General features: G+C 59.7%; 18 protein-coding genes. 9 read left to right on the forward strand and 9 right to left on the reverse strand.

The genetic code is table 11. From position 1 onward, the window contains the following. The first annotated feature begins 171 nt into the window (after window positions 1-171). Both HF257_RS02755 and HF257_RS02760 read left to right on the forward strand, forming a co-directional pair. A complete protein-coding gene (locus HF257_RS02755; RefSeq protein ID WP_105697579.1) occupies window positions 172-1383 on the forward strand; it encodes a nitrate/nitrite transporter in 1212 nt (403 codons plus the stop codon). Continuing rightward, window positions 1383-3053 carry a bifunctional protein-serine/threonine kinase/phosphatase gene (locus HF257_RS02760; RefSeq protein WP_185703406.1) on the forward strand — a complete coding sequence of 557 codons (1671 nt, stop codon included), beginning with the start codon at window positions 1383-1385 and terminating at the stop codon, window positions 3051-3053. The genes HF257_RS02755 and HF257_RS02760 overlap by 1 nt, the downstream gene beginning before the upstream one ends. A 70-nt stretch (window positions 3054-3123) precedes the next feature. Here HF257_RS02760 and HF257_RS02765 read toward each other — a convergent pair whose 3' ends face one another. The 8 genes from HF257_RS02765 to ppsA all read right to left on the reverse strand — a co-directional run bounded on the left by HF257_RS02765 (window position 3124) and on the right by ppsA (window position 11217). Continuing rightward, complete coding sequence (locus HF257_RS02765) at window positions 3124-4107, reverse strand: OmpA family protein (RefSeq protein WP_185703404.1); 984 nt, start codon at window positions 4105-4107, stop codon at window positions 3124-3126. Between the two features lie 107 nt (window positions 4108-4214). Continuing rightward, window positions 4215-4805, reverse strand: coding sequence for an RNA polymerase sigma factor SigX (gene sigX, locus HF257_RS02770; protein ID WP_046382425.1), 591 nt, complete (start codon window positions 4803-4805; stop codon window positions 4215-4217). An 88-nt stretch (window positions 4806-4893) separates the two neighbouring features. Continuing rightward, on the reverse strand, window positions 4894-5718 hold the full coding sequence (locus HF257_RS02775; protein ID WP_003175519.1) for a mechanosensitive ion channel family protein: 825 nt from the start codon (window positions 5716-5718) through the stop codon (window positions 4894-4896). A gap of 2 nt (window positions 5719-5720) precedes the next feature. Next, a complete protein-coding gene (locus HF257_RS02780; RefSeq protein WP_005790375.1) occupies window positions 5721-5966 on the reverse strand; it encodes a hypothetical protein in 246 nt (81 codons plus the stop codon). A gap of 86 nt (window positions 5967-6052) precedes the next feature. Then, complete coding sequence (locus HF257_RS02785; protein WP_185703402.1) at window positions 6053-7048, reverse strand: zinc transporter ZntB; 996 nt, start codon at window positions 7046-7048, stop codon at window positions 6053-6055. A gap of 25 nt (window positions 7049-7073) precedes the next feature. Continuing rightward, a complete protein-coding gene (rraA, locus tag HF257_RS02790; RefSeq protein WP_017527456.1) occupies window positions 7074-7565 on the reverse strand; it encodes a ribonuclease E activity regulator RraA in 492 nt (163 codons plus the stop codon). A 187-nt stretch (window positions 7566-7752) separates the two neighbouring features. Then, window positions 7753-8736, reverse strand: coding sequence for an alpha/beta fold hydrolase (locus HF257_RS02795; protein WP_185703400.1), 984 nt, complete (start codon window positions 8734-8736; stop codon window positions 7753-7755). A gap of 105 nt (window positions 8737-8841) precedes the next feature. Next, window positions 8842-11217 (reverse strand): phosphoenolpyruvate synthase, encoded by a 2376-nt coding sequence (gene ppsA, locus HF257_RS02800; RefSeq protein ID WP_185703398.1) that lies wholly within the window; start codon window positions 11215-11217, stop codon window positions 8842-8844. Window positions 11218-11395: 178 nt separating this feature from the next. Between ppsA and ppsR the strand changes: the two genes are divergently transcribed. Next, window positions 11396-12214 (forward strand): posphoenolpyruvate synthetase regulatory kinase/phosphorylase PpsR, encoded by an 819-nt coding sequence (gene ppsR, locus HF257_RS02805; RefSeq protein WP_003193298.1) that lies wholly within the window; start codon window positions 11396-11398, stop codon window positions 12212-12214. Window positions 12215-12372: 158 nt separating this feature from the next. Here the strand turns inward: ppsR and HF257_RS02810 are convergent, their stop codons facing one another. After that, a complete protein-coding gene (locus HF257_RS02810; protein WP_185703396.1) occupies window positions 12373-13797 on the reverse strand; it encodes an aminotransferase-like domain-containing protein in 1425 nt (474 codons plus the stop codon). A 160-nt stretch (window positions 13798-13957) separates the two neighbouring features. Between HF257_RS02810 and HF257_RS02815 the strand changes: the two genes are divergently transcribed. The 6 genes from HF257_RS02815 (at window position 13958) to HF257_RS02840 (ending at window position 21428) form a co-directional block, all read left to right on the forward strand. Continuing rightward, window positions 13958-14851 carry a DMT family transporter gene (locus tag HF257_RS02815; protein WP_185704340.1) on the forward strand — a complete coding sequence of 298 codons (894 nt, stop codon included), beginning with the start codon at window positions 13958-13960 and terminating at the stop codon, window positions 14849-14851. 26 nt (window positions 14852-14877) lie between these two features. Then, on the forward strand, window positions 14878-16740 hold the full coding sequence (moeB, locus tag HF257_RS02820; RefSeq protein ID WP_185703394.1) for a molybdopterin-synthase adenylyltransferase MoeB: 1863 nt from the start codon (window positions 14878-14880) through the stop codon (window positions 16738-16740). Between the two features lie 24 nt (window positions 16741-16764). Next, window positions 16765-17679 carry a PLP-dependent cysteine synthase family protein gene (locus HF257_RS02825; protein WP_185704338.1) on the forward strand — a complete coding sequence of 305 codons (915 nt, stop codon included), beginning with the start codon at window positions 16765-16767 and terminating at the stop codon, window positions 17677-17679. Between the two features lie 37 nt (window positions 17680-17716). Next, on the forward strand, window positions 17717-18709 hold the full coding sequence (locus HF257_RS02830; protein WP_185703392.1) for a serine O-acetyltransferase: 993 nt from the start codon (window positions 17717-17719) through the stop codon (window positions 18707-18709). A gap of 2 nt (window positions 18710-18711) precedes the next feature. Continuing rightward, on the forward strand, window positions 18712-19440 hold the full coding sequence (locus tag HF257_RS02835; protein WP_185703390.1) for an alanyl-tRNA editing protein: 729 nt from the start codon (window positions 18712-18714) through the stop codon (window positions 19438-19440). Window positions 19441-19682: 242 nt separating this feature from the next. Further along, the gene (locus HF257_RS02840; RefSeq protein ID WP_185703388.1) at window positions 19683-21428 is read left to right on the forward strand and encodes an ABC transporter permease; all 1746 of its coding nucleotides are present in this window, start codon (window positions 19683-19685) and stop codon (window positions 21426-21428) included. Window positions 21429-21435 lie beyond the last annotated feature (7 nt).

Genomic DNA, 21435 nt, shown 5'->3' on the forward strand with positions numbered 1-21435 from the left:
ACGGCGGTTGCCCCTCCACGACAAAGACGTCGCACATCCGGTTTGCCCTCGCGAACCTGGTGGCGGCGTTTTTTCGTTTTGGCCCTGCTAACACGGGGCGGGTGGGGCAGCCTGAGCCGGCTGTTCCATCACTCGGCCTTCTTACAAGACTTCCTACCGTTGAGGTGCGTGATGAAATCAAGCTTCTGGAAATCCGGGCACACCCCGACCCTGTTTGCCGCGTTCCTGTATTTCGACTTGAGCTTCATGGTCTGGTACCTGCTGGGCCCCCTGGCCGTGCAAATTGCCGCCGATTTGCACCTGACCACCCAACAGCGCGGCCTGGTGGTAGCGACGCCAATTCTGGCGGGCGCGGTACTACGTTTCCTGATGGGCATGCTGGCGGACAAATTGTCGCCCAAGACCGCTGGCCTGATTGGCCAGGTGATTGTCATCGCCGCATTGTTCGGCGCCTGGAAACTGGGGATCCACAGTTACGAACAGGCATTACTGCTGGGGGTGTTCCTCGGTATGGCCGGGGCGTCCTTTGCGGTGGCGCTGCCACTGGCGTCGCAGTGGTATCCGGCCGAGCATCAAGGCAAGGCGATGGGGATAGCCGGGGCGGGCAACTCCGGTACGGTGTTCGCCGCGCTGCTCGCACCGGTGCTAGCGGCGGCGTTCGGCTGGAGCAACGTATTTGGCTTCGCATTGATTCCACTGGTACTCACCCTGATTGTTTTCGCCTGGCTGGCCCGCAATGCCCCTGAGCGGCCGAAAGCCAAATCCATGGCCGACTACTTCAAGGCCCTGGGCGACCGTGACAGCTGGTGGTTCATGTTTTTCTACAGCGTCACCTTCGGTGGCTTTATCGGCCTGGCAAGCGCCCTGCCCGGCTACTTCAACGATCAGTACGGCCTGAGCCCGGTGACCGCCGGCTACTACACCGCCGCCTGCGTGTTCGGCGGTAGCCTGATGCGCCCACTGGGCGGGGCCCTGGCGGACCGATTCGGCGGGATTCGTACCCTGCTGGGCATGTACAGCGTGGCAGCAATCTGCATCGCGGCAGTCGGTTTCAACCTGCCAAGCTCCTACGCGGCACTGGCGCTTTTCGTCTGCACCATGCTCGGCCTCGGCGCAGGAAATGGCGCGGTGTTTCAATTGGTACCCCAACGCTTCCGTCGCGAAATCGGCGTAATGACCGGCCTGATCGGCATGGCCGGTGGCATCGGCGGCTTCGCCCTGGCGGCAGGCATGGGCGCGATCAAGCAAAGCACCGGCAGCTATCAAATGGCCTTGTGGTTATTTGCCAGCCTGGGTGTACTCGCCTGGTTCGGCCTGCATGGCGTGAAGCGTCGCTGGAGAACAACGTGGGGCTCGGCTGCCGTCACGGCTGCGCGGGTCTGATGAGCCTGCAACTGAGCATCGCCCATGCCAGCGCTATCGGCCCCAGGGCCGAAAACCAGGACGCGCTGCGGGTAGTAACGCCCGCAACGGAACTGGCGGCGAGCAAAGGCTACCTGTGCGCCATAGCAGATGGCGTCAGCCAGTGTGCCGACGGCGGACTCGCCGCCCGCGCGACCTTGCAGGCACTGGCGCTGGACTATTACGCCACACCCCAAACCTGGGGCGTGGCCCAGGCCTTGGAGCGACTGCTGCTGGCGCAAAATCGCTGGTTGCAGGCCAATGGCGGTGGCCAGCCCTTGCTGACCACCCTCAGTGCCCTGGTGTTTCGCGGCCAGCGCTTTACCCTGGCCCATGTCGGCGATTGTCGCGTGTATCGCTGGCTAGACGGCGAGTTGCAGCGCATCAGCGAAGATCACGTGTGGGAGCAACCGGGCATGCAGCATGTGCTCAAGCGCGCCCTCGGCCTGGATCAACATCTGGTGGTAGATTTTCTGGACGGCCAGTTGCGTGAAGGCGAGTGCTTCCTGCTGCTCAGCGATGGTGTGTGGGCAACGCTGGGCGATCACAGCATCCGGACGATTTTGCGGGAACAATCGGATCTGGATCTGGCGGTCAGCACCTTGGTGAATGCAGCACACCTAGCGGGCAGCCAGGACAATGCCAGCGCCCTGATGGTGCGCATCGATAGCCTGGGGGCGGCCACACTCGGCGACGCACTGGTGCAATTGCAGCAATGGCCAGTGCCGCCTCTCTTGAAGGCCGGGCAACAGTTTGAAGGCTGGCAGGTAGAAACCTTGCACGCGCAAAGTCGCCAGTCGTTGCTGTATCGGGTACGCGATGCCCAGCAGCAACCTTGGCTGCTGAAAACCCTGCCGTTGAGCCGCGACGATGAGCATGATGCCGGCCAGGCGTTGTTGTCGGAAGAATGGTTTTTACGGCGGGTTGCCGGCCGCGGCTTTCCTGAAGTCCACGTCGCTAGCGGGCGTCAGCATTTGTACTACGTGATGCGTGAATATCCCGGAAAAACCCTCGCCGAGCTGTTCCAGCAGCAAGGCGCCCTGCCCTTGGCGCAATGGCAGTCGGTTGCCGAGCGGTTGCTGCGGGCGGTGGGCATGCTGCATCGACGGCAGATCCTGCACCGCGATATCAAGCCGGAAAACCTGCTGCTAGGGGACGATGGCGAACTGCGGGTACTGGATTTCGGCCTAGCCTACTGCCCTGGCCTCTCGCAAGACCGTGCCCACGTGCTGCCGGGTACGCCGAGTTTTATTGCGCCTGAGGCATTCAATGGCGACGTTCCTACACCACAACAGGATTTGTATAGCGTTGGAGTAACCCTCTTCTACCTACTGACAGGGCACTATCCCTACGGTGAAATCGAAGCTTTCCAGCGACCCCGGTTCACCCAACCTGTCAGCGCCAGCCGTTACCGACCTGACTTGCCGGATTGGTTGACCCTCAGCCTGGAACGGGCCGTGGGCGCACAACCGGCACAGCGTTATGAAACCGCAGAAGAATGGTTGCTCGCGCTGGAACAAGCAGATCGCCAGGAGCTGAACATCCGCCCCAAGCCGTTGCTGGAACGTGAACCGTTGAAGGTGTGGCGCACCCTTGGGTTGATCTCGATGCTGATCAATCTGGTGTTCTTGTATTGGCTTTTTCACAGCTGAACCAAGCCTGAGGTTAATTTCAGGCAAAAAAAAGCCCGGCCTAAGCCGGGCTTTTTCGACTACTCAGTAATTACTGAGCAGCTTGAGCTTCTACCGAGGCTTCTACGCGACGGTTGATAGCACGGCCTGCTTCAGTTGCGTTGTCAGCAACTGGACGGGATTTACCGTAGCCAACCGAGCTAACGCGGTTAGGAGCGATACCGTCTTTGACCAGAACTTGCTTGACCGCGTCAGCACGACGCTGGGACAGCTTCTGGTTGTAAGCGTCTGGACCTACGGAGTCAGTGTGACCTTCAACCACGGTGGTGGTTTGTGGGTACTGCTTCATGAAGTCGGCCAGGTTTTTCACGTCGCCGTAGCTGTTAGGCTTAACAACGGACTTGTCGAAGTCGAACTTGACGTCCAGCTCAACACGAACAACCTGAGCAACTGGAGCTTCTGGCTCTGGAGTTGGCTCTGGAGCTGGTGCTGGGGTAGGAGCTGGAGCAACTGCGCCAGCGTTGCCGCCGAAGTTCACACCCAGGCCGACCAGTGCGGAGTAATCCCACTTGCCGTTGTCCAGGTTGTAGTCAGACTCAACACCAGCACGGGCGAACAGGTTGTTGGTGAAGTAGTACTTCACACCAGCGCCAGCGATAGCCAGGGTCGACTGGTCGCGACCGCTGTGGCCGTCAGCCTGTACGTTGGTACGGGACTGGTGACCAAAACCACCTTCTACGTATGGACGCAGGGAATCAACGCCGGCCTGACCGAAGTGGTACTGAGCAGTCACGCTGCCAGTGTCACCTTTGATCTTCTGGTTGCCAGTACCGTCGTTCGAACGGGTGTGGTTGGTGGTGTCGTAGTTCAGGTTGATCGACACGTCGTCGGTCAAGAAGTAACCGATGCTTGCGCCAGGGTTGTAGCCGTCTTCGATGTGCTTGACGCTATCGTTGAACTGCTTTTTGTAGAACAGCTGGCCTTCAACTGCGCCTTGGCCTTGTGCCAGTGCGCCGAAAGAAGTGGCCGCAATAAGAGTACCAATGGCCAAGCCCAAGGTGTTTTTCAGTTTCATCCGTTAAATCCCCATCTGGTGATTGTAAAGCAGTCCCACAAACCGGGGGACAACTCGGCGACAAGTCTAACAGAACTTGCCTACACGTAAGAGATATTTGCCACGCACTAAGTTTCAGTCTCGCCCGCAAATTTCTCACGTAATTTATCTAGAGCACGTTTGTAACGCATTTTTGTAGCACTCAAACCCATATGCATAATGTCAGCGATTTCCTGAAATTCCAGTTCTGCGACAAAACGTAGCACCAGAATTTCTCGGTCAATCGGGTTCACATGCACCAACCAGCGATCAAGTCCGCCCTTCTCCTCGGGTGCCGGCGTCTTCTCTTCCGACGCTTCCTCGAGGGGGTCCAGACTCAATGCGTCCATCAAGCGACGCTTTCGCCGTTCCTTCCGATACTGCGTGATGCACTCGTTGTACGTGATGCTATATAGCCATGTCTTGAACTTCGATTTGCCCTCGAAGTTCTTCAAGCCATACAGCACCTTGAGCATCACTTCCTGACAGACATCATCCGCATCTCTATCGTTCCCTAAATACCTTGAACAAACGTTGAACAGAGTGCGTTGATATCTGCGCATCAATTCTTCGTACGCGCGTGTTACGTGAAACAGCTCCGTGTGCGAGCGCGCGACCAACTCCTCATCAGAGAGCTCACGGGGGTCATAGCGCGTGGACAGCGTTTGGGCTTTATTCAAAACAAGTCGTGCCGACAGTCAGGTCAATGTCCGCTACAGCCCGGTCAGCCGGGTTTGCGGCGGCGTACATTAGCAGGGTTTTGCCGGATTAGCGGCTACTGACCTGCTGCTCCAGGAGAATCCGATTGGACAACGACACCAGGTCACCGTCATCAGTCAGCACCGTCGTCTTGACTGTGCCGATCTCCTCGATCTGCCCTTCGACCTCGCCCACACGCACCTGTTGCCCAACCTGATACAGCTCACGCACGTAGATTCCCGCAAGAATCTGGCCGGCAATTTCCCGGCTTCCCAACCCCATGGCCAGTGCAACGGCCAGACCAACGGTAATCAAAACGATCACAATCACGTGGTTGAGCAGGTCAGTCTTGACCTCCAACTGGCTGATCGCGACCGAAATACTGATGATAATGACCAGCCCCTGGGCAATTCGCCCCAGCCCCGCAGCATAGTCCAGGCCCACGCCTTCTGCGGCGCCGCGCACCAGCCCATTGGCCAGTTGCGCCAGCAAAACACCTACCAGCAGTACCAGCGCGCCGCCGAAAACCTTCGGCAAATACAGTGCCAGCATGTCGAGCGTAGCTGAAACTCGCTCAAGGCCAAGGGATTGCGCCGCAGAAACCAGAAAAATAAGTAAAACAAACCAGTAGACGATCTTGCCGATCAGCGTGGAGATCGGCACTTGCAGCCCCGCACGCCCCAGCAGCTTGGTCAGGCCAGTGCCTGCCATCAAGCGATCGAGGCCCAGTTTCGCGAGCAATTTGGACAGCAGGGTGTCGAGCAGCTTGGCCACGACAAAGCCCAGCAACACCAGTACCAGGGCACCAAACAGGTTGGGAATGAAGTTCGCCACCTTGGTCCACAATGCGGTCATCGCGGTGACCAGGCTCTGGGTCCAGAGATCAAGTTCCATATTCAATCAGCCTTATCAGCAGTGCGAGCAAGAGGTTTACGACGGGAAACCGGTGATACGTGGGCCGAACCGTTGTTCAGGGCCATCATCAACGCCGGCAGCCAGCGGCCGAGCAGACCGAACAGATCGCCCGCGCCTACCTGGCGGTTGGCGGTTTTCAACACGCGGCCCAGGCAGGCATCGTCATCCCGGTTGGACGGCGAAGCATTGAGCATGTCACGCAAAGACTGTTCGAACGGATCGTGCATATAGACCTCTCGCAAGTGAGTTAAAAGACGAGGGTTAAATTCTTGGGGTCACATAGGACCCTTCCTACGTTCAGGTCATATTCAGCTCAAACCCAGCGCAATCGTCGAAATAGCCACCATTGTCCGAGCGCGACGGCCACCATCATCAGGCAGGCAATCACGAAACCATAGGGGCTGGCGGAGAACGGAATCCCCCCCACGTTTATACCCAGCAGGCCGGTCAGAAAGCTCATCGGCAGAAAGATCCCAGTGATGATTCCGAAGCGGTACATGGTGCGATTCATGCGCACGCTCAAACGCCGGTCTTCGGTCTCAAGCACAAGCCCCACGCGCTCCCGGGTCAATTCGAGCTCTTCCAGGTAGCGGGTCAGGCTGTTGTTCAATTCGTTCCAATAATCGGCATCGTCGTCGCAAAACCACGGCAATTTGATCCGTGTGAGCTGGGCAAAAATATCCCGTTGTGGCGCGAGGAATCGCTTGAGCCCGGCTGCCCTGCGACGGATTTGCAGGACACTGCCATGCTCCGGGGTATACCGTTCGTCGGCGTCGAGTTTTTCTTCCTCGCCGTCGACGATTTCAGACAGGTCACTGACCAGATCCTGCACTTTATTGGTCAGGTACTGCGCCATATAAAGGATGAGTTCTGACGCAGTTTTGGGGCCCTTGCCATCCGCCAACTGCACCAGCAGCTCATCGGTGGCACGCAGCGGGCGCAAACGCAGGGAGATCACACGGTTGGCTGCAGCGAAGATGCGCACCGAGACCATGTCTTCCGGCTCCGCACCCGGATTGAGATTGACCCCGCGCAGAAACAGCAGCAGCTCAGAATCCGGCAATGGCAACAGCCGTGGGCGCGTGTTCTCTTCCAGCAGCAGGTCACACGCGAATTCGCTCAAACCGCTGGATTTACGCAGCCAGGTCTGGGTTTGCGGGTGGCTGCGATCCCAATGCAGCCACAGGCTTTCCTGGGGCTGCAATTGCAAATCGTCGAGCTCAGTCCGGGCAATCGAACGCGCGCCGCCTTTACCGTCCAGCACCAGGGCGTGCACCAGCCCCCACTGCGCGTTTTCTTCCTCGAACATCCTCACCCCTGTCGGTTATTGCGGTTTATTCAGGCATTTTCAGCGGGCTGGGTGACACGATCACACCGTTATTGTCGGCGTAGATGTATTCTCCCGGGCGGAACGTCACGCCTGCAAACGTCACTACGACGTTGAGGTCGCCGATGCCGCGCTTGTCGGTCTTCATGGGATGGCTGGCCAGGGCCTGCACACCAAGATCGGTCTGGGCGATGACGTCGACGTCACGAATGCACCCGTAGATCACCAACCCTTCCCAGCCGTTTTTCGCGGCTTTTTCGGCGATCATGTCGCCAAGCAGCGCGCGGCGCAGCGAACCACCACCGTCGACCACCAGCACCTTGCCGGCGCCCGGCTGGTCGGCTTGTTCCTTGACCAGCGAGTTATCCTCGAAGCACTTGATGGTGACAATCTCACCGCCAAAGGAGTCTCGGCCACCAAAGTTACTGAACATCGGCTCGACCACCTGTACCAGTTCCGGGTAGGCGTCGCAGAGGTCGGGGGTCACGTAATGGTTCATCGAAAAATTCCTTTCTGTCAAAGAAGTGTCTTTCAAGGAAGTACCGGTCGAAGCAGGTAGGGAACATCCCACTCGCTTCGCCGCAACGCAATAGTCACTGCGCGACTGAATATGACCAGAAGCGATCAGCGCGTCATATCTTAGCCGCAACCTGCTACAAGCGAAACGCCCTTGGCAGAGCGCTTCATCAATCCACCGCCAATGCGGGCGCTTCGAAAAACGGTGCAAGCGGATCTCTCAACCAGCGTTCCACCAACGGCCACACTTCGGCCTGTGCAGGCTTGCTGACCAACATCTCTACGTGCCCGAAATCCCCGGTAAAACCCTGCTGACGCCCCAGGCATAAGTACTGGCGATGTTCCGACCCCACTTGTTCGAACAACTTGCGACACGCCCAGTCTGGGTCTTGACGATCCCCCGCGGCGCTCACCGCCAGCAACGGCACATCGACTTCAGCCAAGCCCTTCCACCAATCATTCTTGCCTTCGCCAAACCGGCCAAACAGACCATTCCAACGCATGGCTTCGATCATCACGCCTGCCGGTTCGTCCTCTGGGCCACGCTTGAGGCGCGAGCCGGACACCTCGCCGAAGCGTTTCAATAGCAAGCGCCCCGTCCACTCAACCGGCGGCAGTTTCAGCGGCCAGTGAGTGCGGCTGACCTGACAGCCAAACAGCGCCACCGAAGCCACTGCTGGCGCGCCCAGGTGTTGCCCGCCAAGGGCCGCAGCCAAGCTGGTGCCACCCAGGGAGTGACCGATCCAGTGGGGAATCTGCCCACTTTGCTCGCGCACAAACGCACCAATCGCCGGCAAATCGTAGCGTGCATAGTCGGCGACGCGGTTGCGCGCGTAGTTCTGGTTACGCTTGGACAGGCCGTGACCGCGCATTTCAGGGATCCACACATCGAACCCTTGGCGCGCCAGATAAGCACCGAGACCGATGCCCTTGGGTGAGTACCAGAAACGCCGATTGGAAAAACTGCCATGCAACAAGATAACCGGGATGCCCCGGTTTTCCGGGACATCCGCCAGGCCCAAACGGGTAACCGCGAGCTCAACGGTGCCGTCGGGACTGTTACCGGGCTTGAGGCGGTACACATCTTCACTCAGGTCGCCACGACGTTCAGCGCTGATCAGGGCGACGGGAAACAGGTTGCTGCTGCTTTGCATAATGCTCTTGCACAAAAAAGGGCGACGTCCGCAAGGATTCCGCCCTGTACAGATAAGAATGCCGGCCACCCTCGACGAGTGGCCGGCACTTTTGACGTAGCGACCTTAGGCGGACGCTTGGCCTTCCGCCAGGAAGAACCAGGTTTCCAGCACGGAGTCCGGGTTCAACGAGACGCTTTCGATGCCCTGTTCCATCAGCCATTTGGCCAGGTCAGGGTGGTCGGAAGGGCCTTGGCCGCAGATACCGATGTACTTGCCGGCTTTATTACAGGCCTGGATAGCGTTGGCCAGCAGCTTCTTGACCGCAGGGTTACGCTCGTCGAACAGGTGCGCGATGATCCCGGAGTCACGGTCCAGGCCCAGGGTCAGCTGGGTCAGGTCGTTGGAACCGATGGAGAAACCGTCGAAGAATTCCAGGAACTCCTCGGCCAGGATGGCGTTGGACGGCAGCTCGCACATCATGATCACGCGCAGGCCGTTTTCGCCACGGGACAGGCCGTTCTCAGCCAGCAGATCGATGACCTGGCTCGCTTCGCCCAAGGTACGCACGAACGGCACCATGATCTCGACGTTATCCAGGCCCATCTCGTTGCGCACGCGCTTGAGGGCACGGCATTCGAGTTCGAAGCAGTCACGGAACGCTTCGCTGATGTAACGCGAGGCGCCACGGAAGCCCAGCATCGGGTTTTCTTCTTCCGGCTCGTAGAGCTTGCCGCCGATCAGGTTGGCGTATTCGTTGGACTTGAAGTCCGACAGACGCACGATGACCTTTTTCGGGTAGAACGCCGCCGCCAGGGTGCTGATGCCTTCCACCAGCTTCTCGACGTAGAAGCCCACCGGGTCGTTGTAACCGGCGATGCGCTTGTCGACGCTTTCCTTGATGTCCAGCGGCAGGCCGTCGTAGTTCAACAGGGCCTTGGGGTGCACGCCGATCATGCGGTTGATGATGAACTCCAGGCGGGCCAGGCCCACACCGGCGTTCGGCAACTGCGCGAAGTCGAAGGCACGGTCCGGGTTGCCGACGTTCATCATGATCTTGAACGGCAGGTCGGGCATGGCATCGATGGAGTTTTGCTTGATATCGAAGCCCAGCTCGCCTTCGAAGATAAAGCCGGTATCGCCCTCGGCACAGGAAACGGTCACGCCCTGGCCATCTTTGAGCAGTTGAGTCGCGTTGCCGCAGCCCACGACCGCAGGAATACCCAGCTCACGAGCGATGATCGCCGCGTGGCAAGTACGCCCGCCACGGTTGGTGACGATGGCGCTGGCGCGCTTCATTACCGGTTCCCAGTCCGGGTCGGTCATGTCGGAAACCAGTACGTCACCTGGCTGGACTTTGTCCATTTCGGACACGTCCTTGATGATCCGCACCTTGCCGGCGCCGATGCGCTGGCCAATGGCACGGCCTTCCACCAACACAGTGCCGGTTTCTTTCAGCAGGTAGCGTTCCATGACGTTGGCCGAAGTACGGCTCTTCACGGTTTCCGGACGGGCCTGCACGATGTACAGCTTGCCGTCGTCACCGTCCTTGGCCCACTCGATGTCCATCGGGCACTTGTAGTGCTTTTCGATGATCATCGCTTGCTTGGCCAGCTCGCTGACTTCAGCGTCGGTCAGGCAGAAACGCGCGCGCTCGGCCTTGTCGACTTCAACGGTTTTAACCGAGCGACCAGCCTTGGCTTCGTCGCCGTAGATCATCTTGATGGCCTTGCTGCCCAGGTTGCGGCGCAGGATGGCCGGGCGACCCGCTTCGAGGGTGCCCTTGTGTACGTAGAATTCGTCCGGGTTTACCGCGCCTTGTACGACGGTTTCGCCCAGGCCGTAGGCACCGGTGATGAACACCACGTCACGGAAACCGGATTCGGTGTCCAGGGTGAACATCACGCCGGCAGTACCGGTTTCCGAACGCACCATGCGCTGCACGCCGGCAGACAGGGCTACCAGCTTGTGGTCGAAACCTTGGTGTACGCGGTAGGAAATAGCGCGGTCGTTGAACAGCGAGGCGAACACTTCCTTGGCCGCGCGGATCACGTTTTCCACGCCGCGGATGTTCAGGAAGGTCTCTTGTTGACCGGCGAAGGAGGCGTCCGGCAAGTCTTCGGCGGTAGCCGAGGAGCGCACGGCAACGGCCACATCCGGGTTGCCGGCAGACAATTCAGCAAAGGCGGTACGAATTTCTTCGTTGAGCTTCTCGGGGAACTCGGCTTCCATGATCCACTGGCGGATCTGGGCGCCAGTCTTGGCCAGGGCGTTGACGTCGTCGACGTCCAGGGCATCCAGCGCGGCGTGGATCTGAGCGTTGAGGCCGCTCAGTTCGAGGAAATCGCGGTAAGCCTGGGCCGTGGTGGCGAAACCACCCGGCACCGAGACACCAGCGCCTGCAAGATTACTGATCATCTCGCCGAGGGATGCGTTCTTGCCCCCTACGTGCTCTACATCATGGACGCCGAGCTTATCGAGGGAAACTACGTACTCTACCAAGGTGATCTCTCCACTAACTGTGTTGGAAAAGCTCAGGACGCCGGTTGCTCAGTAGGAGCGCTTACCGGCGTTTGTGGCCTGGACCTGGAAAATAAGTGAGAATGCGGCCCACTGCGGGACGGCAAAATCGCGCCTATCATATCCAAGATTCGTCATCAGCTTAAGGCCCAGGGCTCAAATGAAACGATCTGCTTTCTTTATCTCCGACGGCACCGGCATCACAGCCGAAACATTGGGTCAAAGCCTGCTCGCGCAGTTCGAAAACATTACCTTCGCCAAATTCACGCGGCCCTATATCGACAGCGTGGATAAAGCGCGGGCCATGGTACAACAAATCAATCTGGCGGCTGAAAAAGACGGTTTTCGGCCGATCATTTTCGACACCATCGTCAATCAAGACATCCGTGAGATCCTCGCAACCTCCAATGGTTTCATGATCGACATCTTCTCCACGTTCCTTGCGCCACTGGAGCAAGAGCTGAGTGAACACTCCTCATACTCCGTAGGAAAGTCCCACTCCATTGGCCACAACTCCAACTATATGGAGCGAATCGAGGCGGTGAACTTCGCCCTCGACAACGACGACGGCGCCCGCACCCACTACTACGACAAGGCCGATCTGATCCTGGTGGGTGTGTCCCGCTGCGGCAAGACGCCGACTTGTCTGTACATGGCCATGCAATTCGGCATCCGCGCGGCGAACTACCCGCTGACCGAAGACGACATGGAGCACCTGACATTGCCCGCTGCCCTGCGCGCCCATTCCCACAAGCTATTCGGCCTGACCATCGACCCGGACCGGCTGACGGCGATCCGCAATGAGCGCAAGCCTAATAGTCGCTACTCCAGCTATGCCCAGTGCGAGTTCGAAGTGCGCGAAGTAGAAAATCTGTTCCGTCGCGAGAATATTGCGCACATCAATTCCACGCATTTTTCGGTGGAAGAGATTTCGGCGAAGATTTTGGTGGAGAAAGGGGTTGAGCGTAGGTTCAAGTAAGGCTGATTGCCCGACAGCGCCGCAGTCCAATGTGGGAGCGGGCTTGCTCGCGAATGCGGTGTGCCAGTCAATAGATTCGTTGGCTGATACACCGCATTCGCGAGCAAGTCGAATCGTCGCACCGCCGCTCCCACATTTGGTTCAGTGTATATCCCCGCCTACAGATGAAACCTGCCCCCACCCTGCCCCAGCGCAGTGGCCAACGCATCAAACCCCGCCCGCAACAGCAGATCATCTCCCGACGTATTGCAGATGCTCGCCCGAATAAACTGCGGCACCGCCGTCTGCCCCACGGCAAACGCCTCGGCAGTGGCGATCAGGTAATTATTCTGCTTGAGCTCTGCCTCGATTTCCGACGCGCGCCACGGCTCCGGCACTTCAATCCAGAAGTGCGGGCTATTGAGATGGGTGCGGTATTCCAGGCCGGCCAACAGGTCGCGCACCAGCGCCTTGCGCCGGCTGATCTCGTTGATCTGCTGGCGCAGCAGGTACTCCGCCGTGCCGTTTTCGATCCATTGTGTGGCCAGTTCCAAGGTCACCGGGGTGGCCATCCAGCACGTCGAGCGCAGCGCCGCCGAGATGCGGCTGACCAACGCCGGCGGCGCATGTACGTAACCCACGCGCAACCCGGCTGACACCGCCTTGCTCAAGCTGCTGATCAAAATCGTACGCTCGGGCGCGAAATAACTGAGCGGTGGCGGTCGGTCTTCTACCAATACACCGTGGGCCTCGTCTTCAAGGATCAGCAGGTTGTGTTCACGGCACACCCTGACCAGCGCTTCTCGACGCGCGACGGATAACACCGCCGTGGTCGGGTTTTGAATAGTCGGCGTGCAGTACAACGCTGAAACCCGATGACTGCGACAGACTTCATCCAGCGCACTCGGCAGCACGCCTTCTTCATCCATCGCCAGGCCGATCAGTCGTATGCCGAGCATGCGCGCGGCAGTGATGAGGCCGGGATAGGTCAATTGCTCGGTGACCACCGTGTCGCCGGCCCGCAGCAACGCCATCATCGCGCAGAGCAAGCCGTGCTGGCCGCCATTGACGCAGATGACCTGTTCGGGAATCGGATGGAAATCGCGCTGCACCAGCCACTGCGCGCCCGCCTCGCGGTAACGCGGCAGACCCGCGTCCGGGGTGTAGGCGCTGATGTCCTGGAGGAACTTGGCATTGGTCGACAGGGTTTGGAAACTCTGGGCGAGGAACGTCGTTTCCTGCCCGGGGATATGCATGTTGCGGCTCATGTCGAAGTACTGGCGCGGCTCTTCGCTGAAGTTGCGAAAGCCTTCATCGCGCTGGCGCTCCATCCCACGCTTGCGGACGAACGTGCCGTCGCCCACACGCGCCACTACCAACCCCAGGCGTTCCAACTCGCCGTAGGCCCGGCTGATGGTGCCGATCGTGACGCCAAGATTGTCGGAAAGCACCCGATGGGGTGGCAGTTTTCTTCCCGGTTCAATCAAGCCTTCGAGGATGCCCCGTTCCATGACATCGGACAGGCGCTTGTACTTCACGCCCTGCCCGTTGGACAACCCCTCACGCATAATTGACACCATGTCAATATTTGTTTTGACAGCCATCTTTCGCCCTAATAGTGTGCTTTTACGGGTTCAATCGCCGAATTTTACAACTCATTACAAGCTCAATATAGAGTTCAATTTCGGCTCAGGGAAGCAATAAACGATGCCAATGTCCGCCGTTCTCGAAAATACCGCCAAGGCCAAAAACCAAAAACAGTGGTTGGCCGGCCTGGTCACCAGCGTGATGTTCCTGATCGTGTGCCTGAGTTGGGGCACCACTTGGCTGGGCATCAAGATTGCCGTGGAGAGCGTTCCGCCGCTCACATCCGCCGGCCTGCGCTTCCTGATCGCCTTCCCACTGTTCCTGTGTTTTGCCATGGTGCGCCGCGAGCCCATCCTGTTCCCTCGTGAAAGCCGCTGGTTCTTTGTGTTCGTGACCCTTTCCTACTTCAGCGTTCCCTATTACCTGCTCAATTACGGCGAGATGCATGTCTCATCCGGCCTCACTGCCCTGCTGTTCAGCTGCATGCCGGTCTTCATCCTGATTTTCTCCGCGCTGTTCCTGCGCGAACGCATCTACTTTTCCCAGGTGGTCGGTATCGGTATCGGCTTTGGCAGCCTGTACATGATCATCAAGAGCCAGGGCCTGCACCTGGACCACGCCGAGTTCTTCGGCGTGCTGGCGATCCTCACCGCCGCGATCATGCATGCCTTGTGCTACGTGATTACCAAGCAAAAAGGCAGCGCCATCAGTGTGATCACCTACAACACCCTGCCCATCGGCATCGCTGGGCTGATGCTGTTTGTCGCCGGACTGTGGTTTGAAACACCGACCTTTGAAGCCATCACCCTGCGCTCCTGGGGGGCACTGTTCTATCTGGGGCTGGTGGCTTCGGTCGGCGGGTTCATCGTGTACTTCATGCTGCTCAAGCGTTTGAGCCCGATCATCCTGTCGTTCGTGTTCATCATCTTTCCGGTGTTCGCGGTGATCATCGGCGCCTGGTACGAAGGCGTAGCGATTTCCCGCGACCTGATGCTGTATTCGGCCATCCTGCTGGCCGGTTTTGCGATTACCAAGTTGCCGGTTGAAAAACTGCTGGCCAAGAAAAATTGACCCTTCAACCACTACGCGAGAGAAACATGGACGTCCTCCGCCCAAAAGCCCTGGAACAGATCTACGCCCACGCCAGCCGCAGCTATCCCGAGGAATGCTGCGGCTTCGTCTTCGCCGATGGCAGTGTGTACCTGGGCAGCAATATCCAGAATGAGCTGCACCGCAAGAACCCCGAGATGTACCCACGCAACGCGGCCAACGGCTACACGTTTGCGGTGGCCGACACCCTGCTGATGAACAAGGCGTTTCGCAGCGACAACCCGGTGGTGGTGATCTACCACTCCCACCCGGATGTCGGTGCCTATTTCAGCGACGAAGACCAGGACAAGGCGCTGTTCATGGGCGAACCGATCTACCCCGTCAGTTACCTGGTGGTAGACGTTCGCCAGGGCCAGGCCCTGGGTTCCAAGCTGTTTGCCTGGGACGGCAAGCATTTCGCCCTCAACCCTTTCAACGACCTGCACACGGAGTTGTCCATGAACGCTGTCTCTTTCCCCGACATTCTGGTTCGCGTGGCCAAGCTGCCGGAATCGACCCTTGAGGGTACCGGATCGACATTGCGCGAAGTCATTGAAAACCTCTGCAGCAGCCACCCACAGTTGCGTCCGCACCTGTTCCACGAGAAAAACAACCAGCTCAAGGAGCACTTCCTGTTTACCGCCGAGGAAGCGCTGATCGACGCGGACGACCTGCTGCCCGAAAAAGCCAAGATCGAAGTGCTGCTCGCCACCTCGGGCGGCATCGACGTCGACACCTTGAGCAACGAAGAAGTACAGCGCTACGTGCGCCACATCACCCTGCCCGGTGTCGGTCGTGAAGGCCAATTGAACCTCAAGAAAGCCAAGGTGCTGATCATCGGCACTGGCGGCCTGGGTTCGCCCATCAGCCTGTACCTGGCGGCGGCCGGCATCGGCACCCTGGGCCTGGTGGACTTTGACGTGGTGGAAAGCAGCAACCTGCAGCGCCAGATCGTGCACGGCAACAGCACCCTTGGCATGCCCAAGGTCGAGTCCGCCAAGCAACGCCTGCAAGACCTAAACCGACATATCCAGATCAACGCGCACGACACCGCCTTGAACGCCGACAACGCCCTGGACCTCGTGGGCGCCTACGACCTGGTGATCGACGGCACCGACAACTTCGACACCCGCTACCTGGTCAACGACGCCTGCGTGCAGCTGGGCAAACCCTTGGTGTACGGCGCCATCTACCGTTTCGACGGGCAGATCAGCGTCCTCAACTATAAAGGCGGGCCGTGCTACCGCTGCCTGTTCCCCAAGGCCCCGCCCGCTGAGCTGGCGCCCAATTGCAGCGCCGGCGGCGTGATCGGCGTGCTGCCCGGCGTGGTCGGAATGATCCAGGCCACCGAGGCAATCAAGCTGCTGATCGGCATTGGTGAGCCGCTGTCCGGCCGCCTGATGCGCTTCGATGCGCTGGCGATGAAATTCAGCGAGATCCGCTTCAAGCGCCGTACCGACTGCCCGTGCTGCTCGGAACTGCGCCACAGCGAAACCCAGGCGCCGGCGGTGTGCGCCGATGCCGTGCCGAGCCAGCCGTCACTGGCCGAAGAGCGCTACATCAAGCCCCGCGTGCTCAAGCAATTGCTCGAACACCCACGCAGCGCCGACGTGCTGCTGGACGTACGCGATGCCAGCGAACTGGAAGTGTGCAAGTTGCCGGGCGTGGTGCACATCCCGCTGGCCGAACTGGATGGGCAACTCGACAGCCTCAGCCGGGACAACACCCATTACCTGATCTGCTATGCCGGTACCCGCGCCGAGCAGGCCGCCAGCACGCTGCTGGCGGCAGGTTTTGCCAACACCAAAGTCCTGCAAGGTGGCATGAAACATTGGGTTCGCGACGTCGAACCCGACATGCCTTTGTACTGACCTCCGGCCATGGGCTCCTACCTGATGCTGCATAACTCTATTCTCGACGCCATCGGCCACACGCCGATCGTGCGCCTGGCGCAGTTTTCCGAAGACCTCGGCATCGAGGTCTACGCCAAGCTGGAATCCCTCAACCCCGGCGGCAGCCACAAGGCGCGCATCGCCTTGGGCATGATCCTCGACGCCGAGCGCCGGGGCGTGCTGATCCGCGACTCCGGGCAAACCATCATCGAACCCAGCGGCGGCAACACCGGCATCGGCCTGGTGATGGCCGGCAATGTGCTGGGCTACAAGGTGGTGCTGGTGATCCCCGACAACTACAGCCCTGAAAAACAAAAATTGCTGCGCCTGTACGGGGCCAAGGTGGTGCTGTCGGACAGCCGCCTGGGCAACAACTCCCATGGCGAAAAGTGCATGGAACTGCAGCTGGAAAACCCCAGCTTCGTGATGCTCAACCAGCAGCGCAATGGCGCCAACCCGCAGACCCACCGCGACACCACCGCACGGGAAATCATCCGCGCCTTTGGCGAGCGTCGCGTGGACTATTTCGTCAGCGGCATTGGCACCGGCGGGCATATCACCGGCATCGGTGAAACCTTGAAAGCGACCTGGCCAGCCGTGCGCGTCATGGGTGTGGAACCGGAGGAATGCGACCTGCTGAAAAACCAGCACGCACCGCACCATATCCAGGGCCTGTCGATCGGCCTGATTCCGAGCATCCTCAACCTGGACGTGATCGACGGCATGCTCAAGGTCTCGCGCCAGGAGTGCATCGACATGATGAAACGCATCATGCGCACCGACGCCATCAGCCTGGGCCTGTCCTCTGCCGCCAACATGGTGGCCATCGCCAAGCTCGCCCCCGAATTGCCGCCCGAAACGGTGGTGTTGACCATGGTCTACGACAATGCCGACAGCTACCTGCCCAGTTTCGAATAAGCGGTATTCCAACAAACCAGAATGCGGGGGTGCCTCCATGAGCGGTTTTATCGACATGCAACAGCTGCACGATGAGTTGCTCACCCACCTCATCACCACCCTCACGCCGGCGCAGATGAAGCAGTTGGAACCGCACCTCGCGCCGCTGATCCAGAACGCCGCGCAGGCGGTGGCCGAAGACCTGATCGCCTACGCTTACCGCGACCCGGCATCCCGTGGGCGTGGGGAGCTGATCCTGGAGTCCTATGCCTCGTTCAAGGCGGTGCTGTATTACCGCTTGGCGCACTTGGTGTGGAATTTCCCCGACCAGACCAACGGGGTGTTTTCGCGCATGGCGCTCAAGCTGAGCAACCAGGGCAAGATCCTCTCCGGCGCCGAGATCCACCCGGCAGCCCGCATTGGTCGGCGCTTTGTGCTCGACCACGGCTACGGCACGGTGATCGGTGAAACCTGCGAGATCGGCAACGACTGCTACATCCTCTGCGGCGTGACGCTCGGCGCCCGAGGCATCGCCAACAACCCCGACGGCAAGCGCCACCCGCGCCTGGGCAACAACGTCGAGGTCGGCTCCGGCGCACGCGTGCTGGGTTACGTGCTGATCGGCGACAACGTGTTTATCAGCCCTTCCTGCGTGATCACTCAAGACGTGCCGGCCGGCACCAAGGTCAAGGTGGTGAACCAGGTCCAGCTGCAGAAAAACGATGAATCAGAGCACAGCAACTACCTCGGCGCTTTCGCCCTCGACGAGCGTTTGCACGTGGTCGGCGAGATCAACGCCAGTCACAAGGTCACGGTGCTGGACGCCGATTTCCACCCCTTGCAAGGGCTGATGCTGGAGCCCACGGTGAAGGAGCGCCACCACCTGCAATTTCGTCTGCATCGCGTGGAGTCAGGCAACCACCTGCCGCGCCTGCCGCTGAACCTGAAAGTGTGCGGCCCGGAATTTGAAATCACCCTGCTATCCCCCCCTGGCTTGAGTGCAATGGTGCGTTCCCTGATGCAAGCCAGCCCATTGACTGTCGGAGGTTGAACATGTCTGTGCACACCATGGAAACCCTGGCGCTGTTCGATAGCGCGCCCTACCAGAACGCCTTCAGCGCCCGGGTGATCGCCGTCAGCGAACACGGCGTCGCGCTGGAACACACGTTGTTCTATCCCACTGGCGGCGGGCAGCCGGGCGACACCGGCCACCTCACGCTGGCCGACGGCACGCGGGTTGAAGTGACCGGCACGGTACGCGACCCGGTACTGCGCTCGATCATCTGGCACCAGGTGGAACAGTGGCCGGCGCAGTTGGCTGCCGGCGCGCAGGTGGATGCGGGTATCGATTGGGAGCGGCGCTACCAACACATGAAGATGCACACCTGCTTGCACCTGCTGTGTTCGCTCATCGACGCTCCGGTCACCGGTTGCAGCATCAGTGCCGACAAAGGCCGCCTGGATTTCGACTTGCCGGAAATGACCCTCGACAAAGACAGCCTCACCCGTGACCTGAACGCGCTGATCGAGCAAGCCCATACGGTCAAGACCCTGTCGATGCCCGCCTCCGAGTATTCCACCCTGCTGCAGATAACCCGCACCCAGGCGGTCGCGCCTCCGGTGGTCCAAGGCTCGGTCCGGGTCATCGAGATCAGCGGTATCGATATACAACCATGCGGCGGTACCCACGTCACCAACACCGAGGAAATCGGCCGGGTGTTCTGCGAGAAAATCGAGAAGAAGAGCAAGCACAACCGCCGGGTAATCCTGCGGTTTGAATAACCGCCGGGCAACAGCTGGGGCGACCGCGCCCTGGCTGCGTTTCGTACAGCAAACTGACAGCAAATTTATGTGCTTGTAACATTCAGAAACGTACAATCCCGCCTGCAGCCATCCCCCTGATGTGCAGCCACCTGACTCATGGAAAAAGAGCGTCCGCCCATTCTCGGTGGGGCTTTCGAACAGAAGCTAAGCTCACCCCCATCGCATCTCTTAGAACCTGAACGCTGCAGGAATGACTGCCTATGAACAAAGTGTTCCGCCACTACATCCCGGCGTCCACATTGCGCTTGCTGCCCAACCGCTGGGATTTGGTTGCCCTGCCGCTGGTAATCGGCTTTCTACTGTTTTTCTCGATCACTGCCCGTGAAACCTGGGCTCCCATCGACACCCTGCAGAGCGAAATCATTTCCCTCGACCCGGCCAACCTGCCGGAGTACGCGATGCGCACCACCCTACGCATGCTCGCAGCGATGTTTGCGGCGCTGGTTTTCACCCTGTTGTATGGCACCTTGGCGGCCAAAAGCCGGCGCGCCGAGAAGCTGCTGGTGCCGGTGCTCGACATCCTGCAATCGGTGCCGGTGCTCGGTTACATCTCCTTTACGGTGACGTTTTTCCTGCTGCTGTTCCCCGGGCGCGTGCTCGGTGCCGAGTTCGCGGCGATCTTTGCGATCTTCACCAGCCAAGCCTGGAACATGACGTTCAGCTTCTACCAGTCGCTGCGCATGCTGCCTCACGACCTGGTGGAAGTGTCCACCAACCTGCGGCTGTCGGGCTGGCAGAAGTTCTGGAAACTCGACGTGCCCTTCGCCATGCCCGGGCTGGTGTGGAACATGATGATGAGCATGTCCGGCGGCTGGTTCTTCGTGGTCGCATCCGAAGCCATTACCGTCGGCGACAAAACCATCACCCTGCCCGGCGTGGGTTCGTACCTGGCCCTGGCCATTGCCCAGAAAGACTTGCACGCCGTGGGTTACGTGATTCTGGCGATGATCGCGGTGATCCTGATCTACGACCAGTTCCTGTTCCGCCCGCTGGTGGCCTGGGCCGACAAGTTCCGCATGGAAACCACCGCCTCCCAAGGCGCTGCGCCACAGTCCTGGGTGCTGAACCTGATCCAGCGCACGCGCATGGTCCAACGCATCTTGCGCCCGATCACCCGCACCATCAGCCGGATTGGCAACAAGCGCTTCAGCCTGGCAGGCGGTGCGTTCAAGGCATTGCCGGCAGAAACGCCGGCAGCCTCGAAGGTGATCGACTGGGCATGGGGCAGCCTGATCGCCTTGATGGCCGCCTATGCGCTGTACCACATCGTGCTGTACGTCGGCACGGAAGTAGGCCTGGCCGAAGTTGGCCACGTGCTGGTGTTGGGCCTGATCACCTTGTTGCGGGTCGCGGGGCTGATCCTGATCGCGTCGCTGATCTGGGTGCCCCTAGGCGTGATGATCGGCCTGCGTCCCAAACTGGCGGAAAAGATTCAGCCGTTGGCGCAGTTTCTCGCGGCGTTCCCGGCCAACCTGCTGTTCCCGGTGTTCGTCATCGTGATCCTGCACTACAAACTCAACCCGGATATCTGGCTGAGCCCACTGATCGTGCTGGGCACCCAGTGGTACATCCTGTTCAACGTCGTCGCCGGTGCCAGCGCCTTCCCCAACGACTTCAAGGAAGCCGCCGCCAACTTCCGCATTCGCGGCTGGCTGTGGTGGCGCAAAGTGATGCTGCCGGGCATTTTCCCGTACTACGTCACCGGCGCGATCACCGCCTCAGGCGGTGCGTGGAACGCCAGCATCGTTTCCGAGTACGTGTCGTGGGGCCAGGACACCGTGGTCGCCCATGGCCTGGGCGCCTACATCGCACAAACCACCGCCGCCGGCGACTTCCCCAAAATCGCCCTGGGCGTGGTGGTGATGTCGATCTTTGTGGTGGCCTTCAACCGTGCGGTCTGGCGGCCGATGTACGCCATGGCTGAAAACAAACTGCGTCTGAATTGATGGGATT

This window comes from Pseudomonas cremoris, assembly GCF_014230465.1.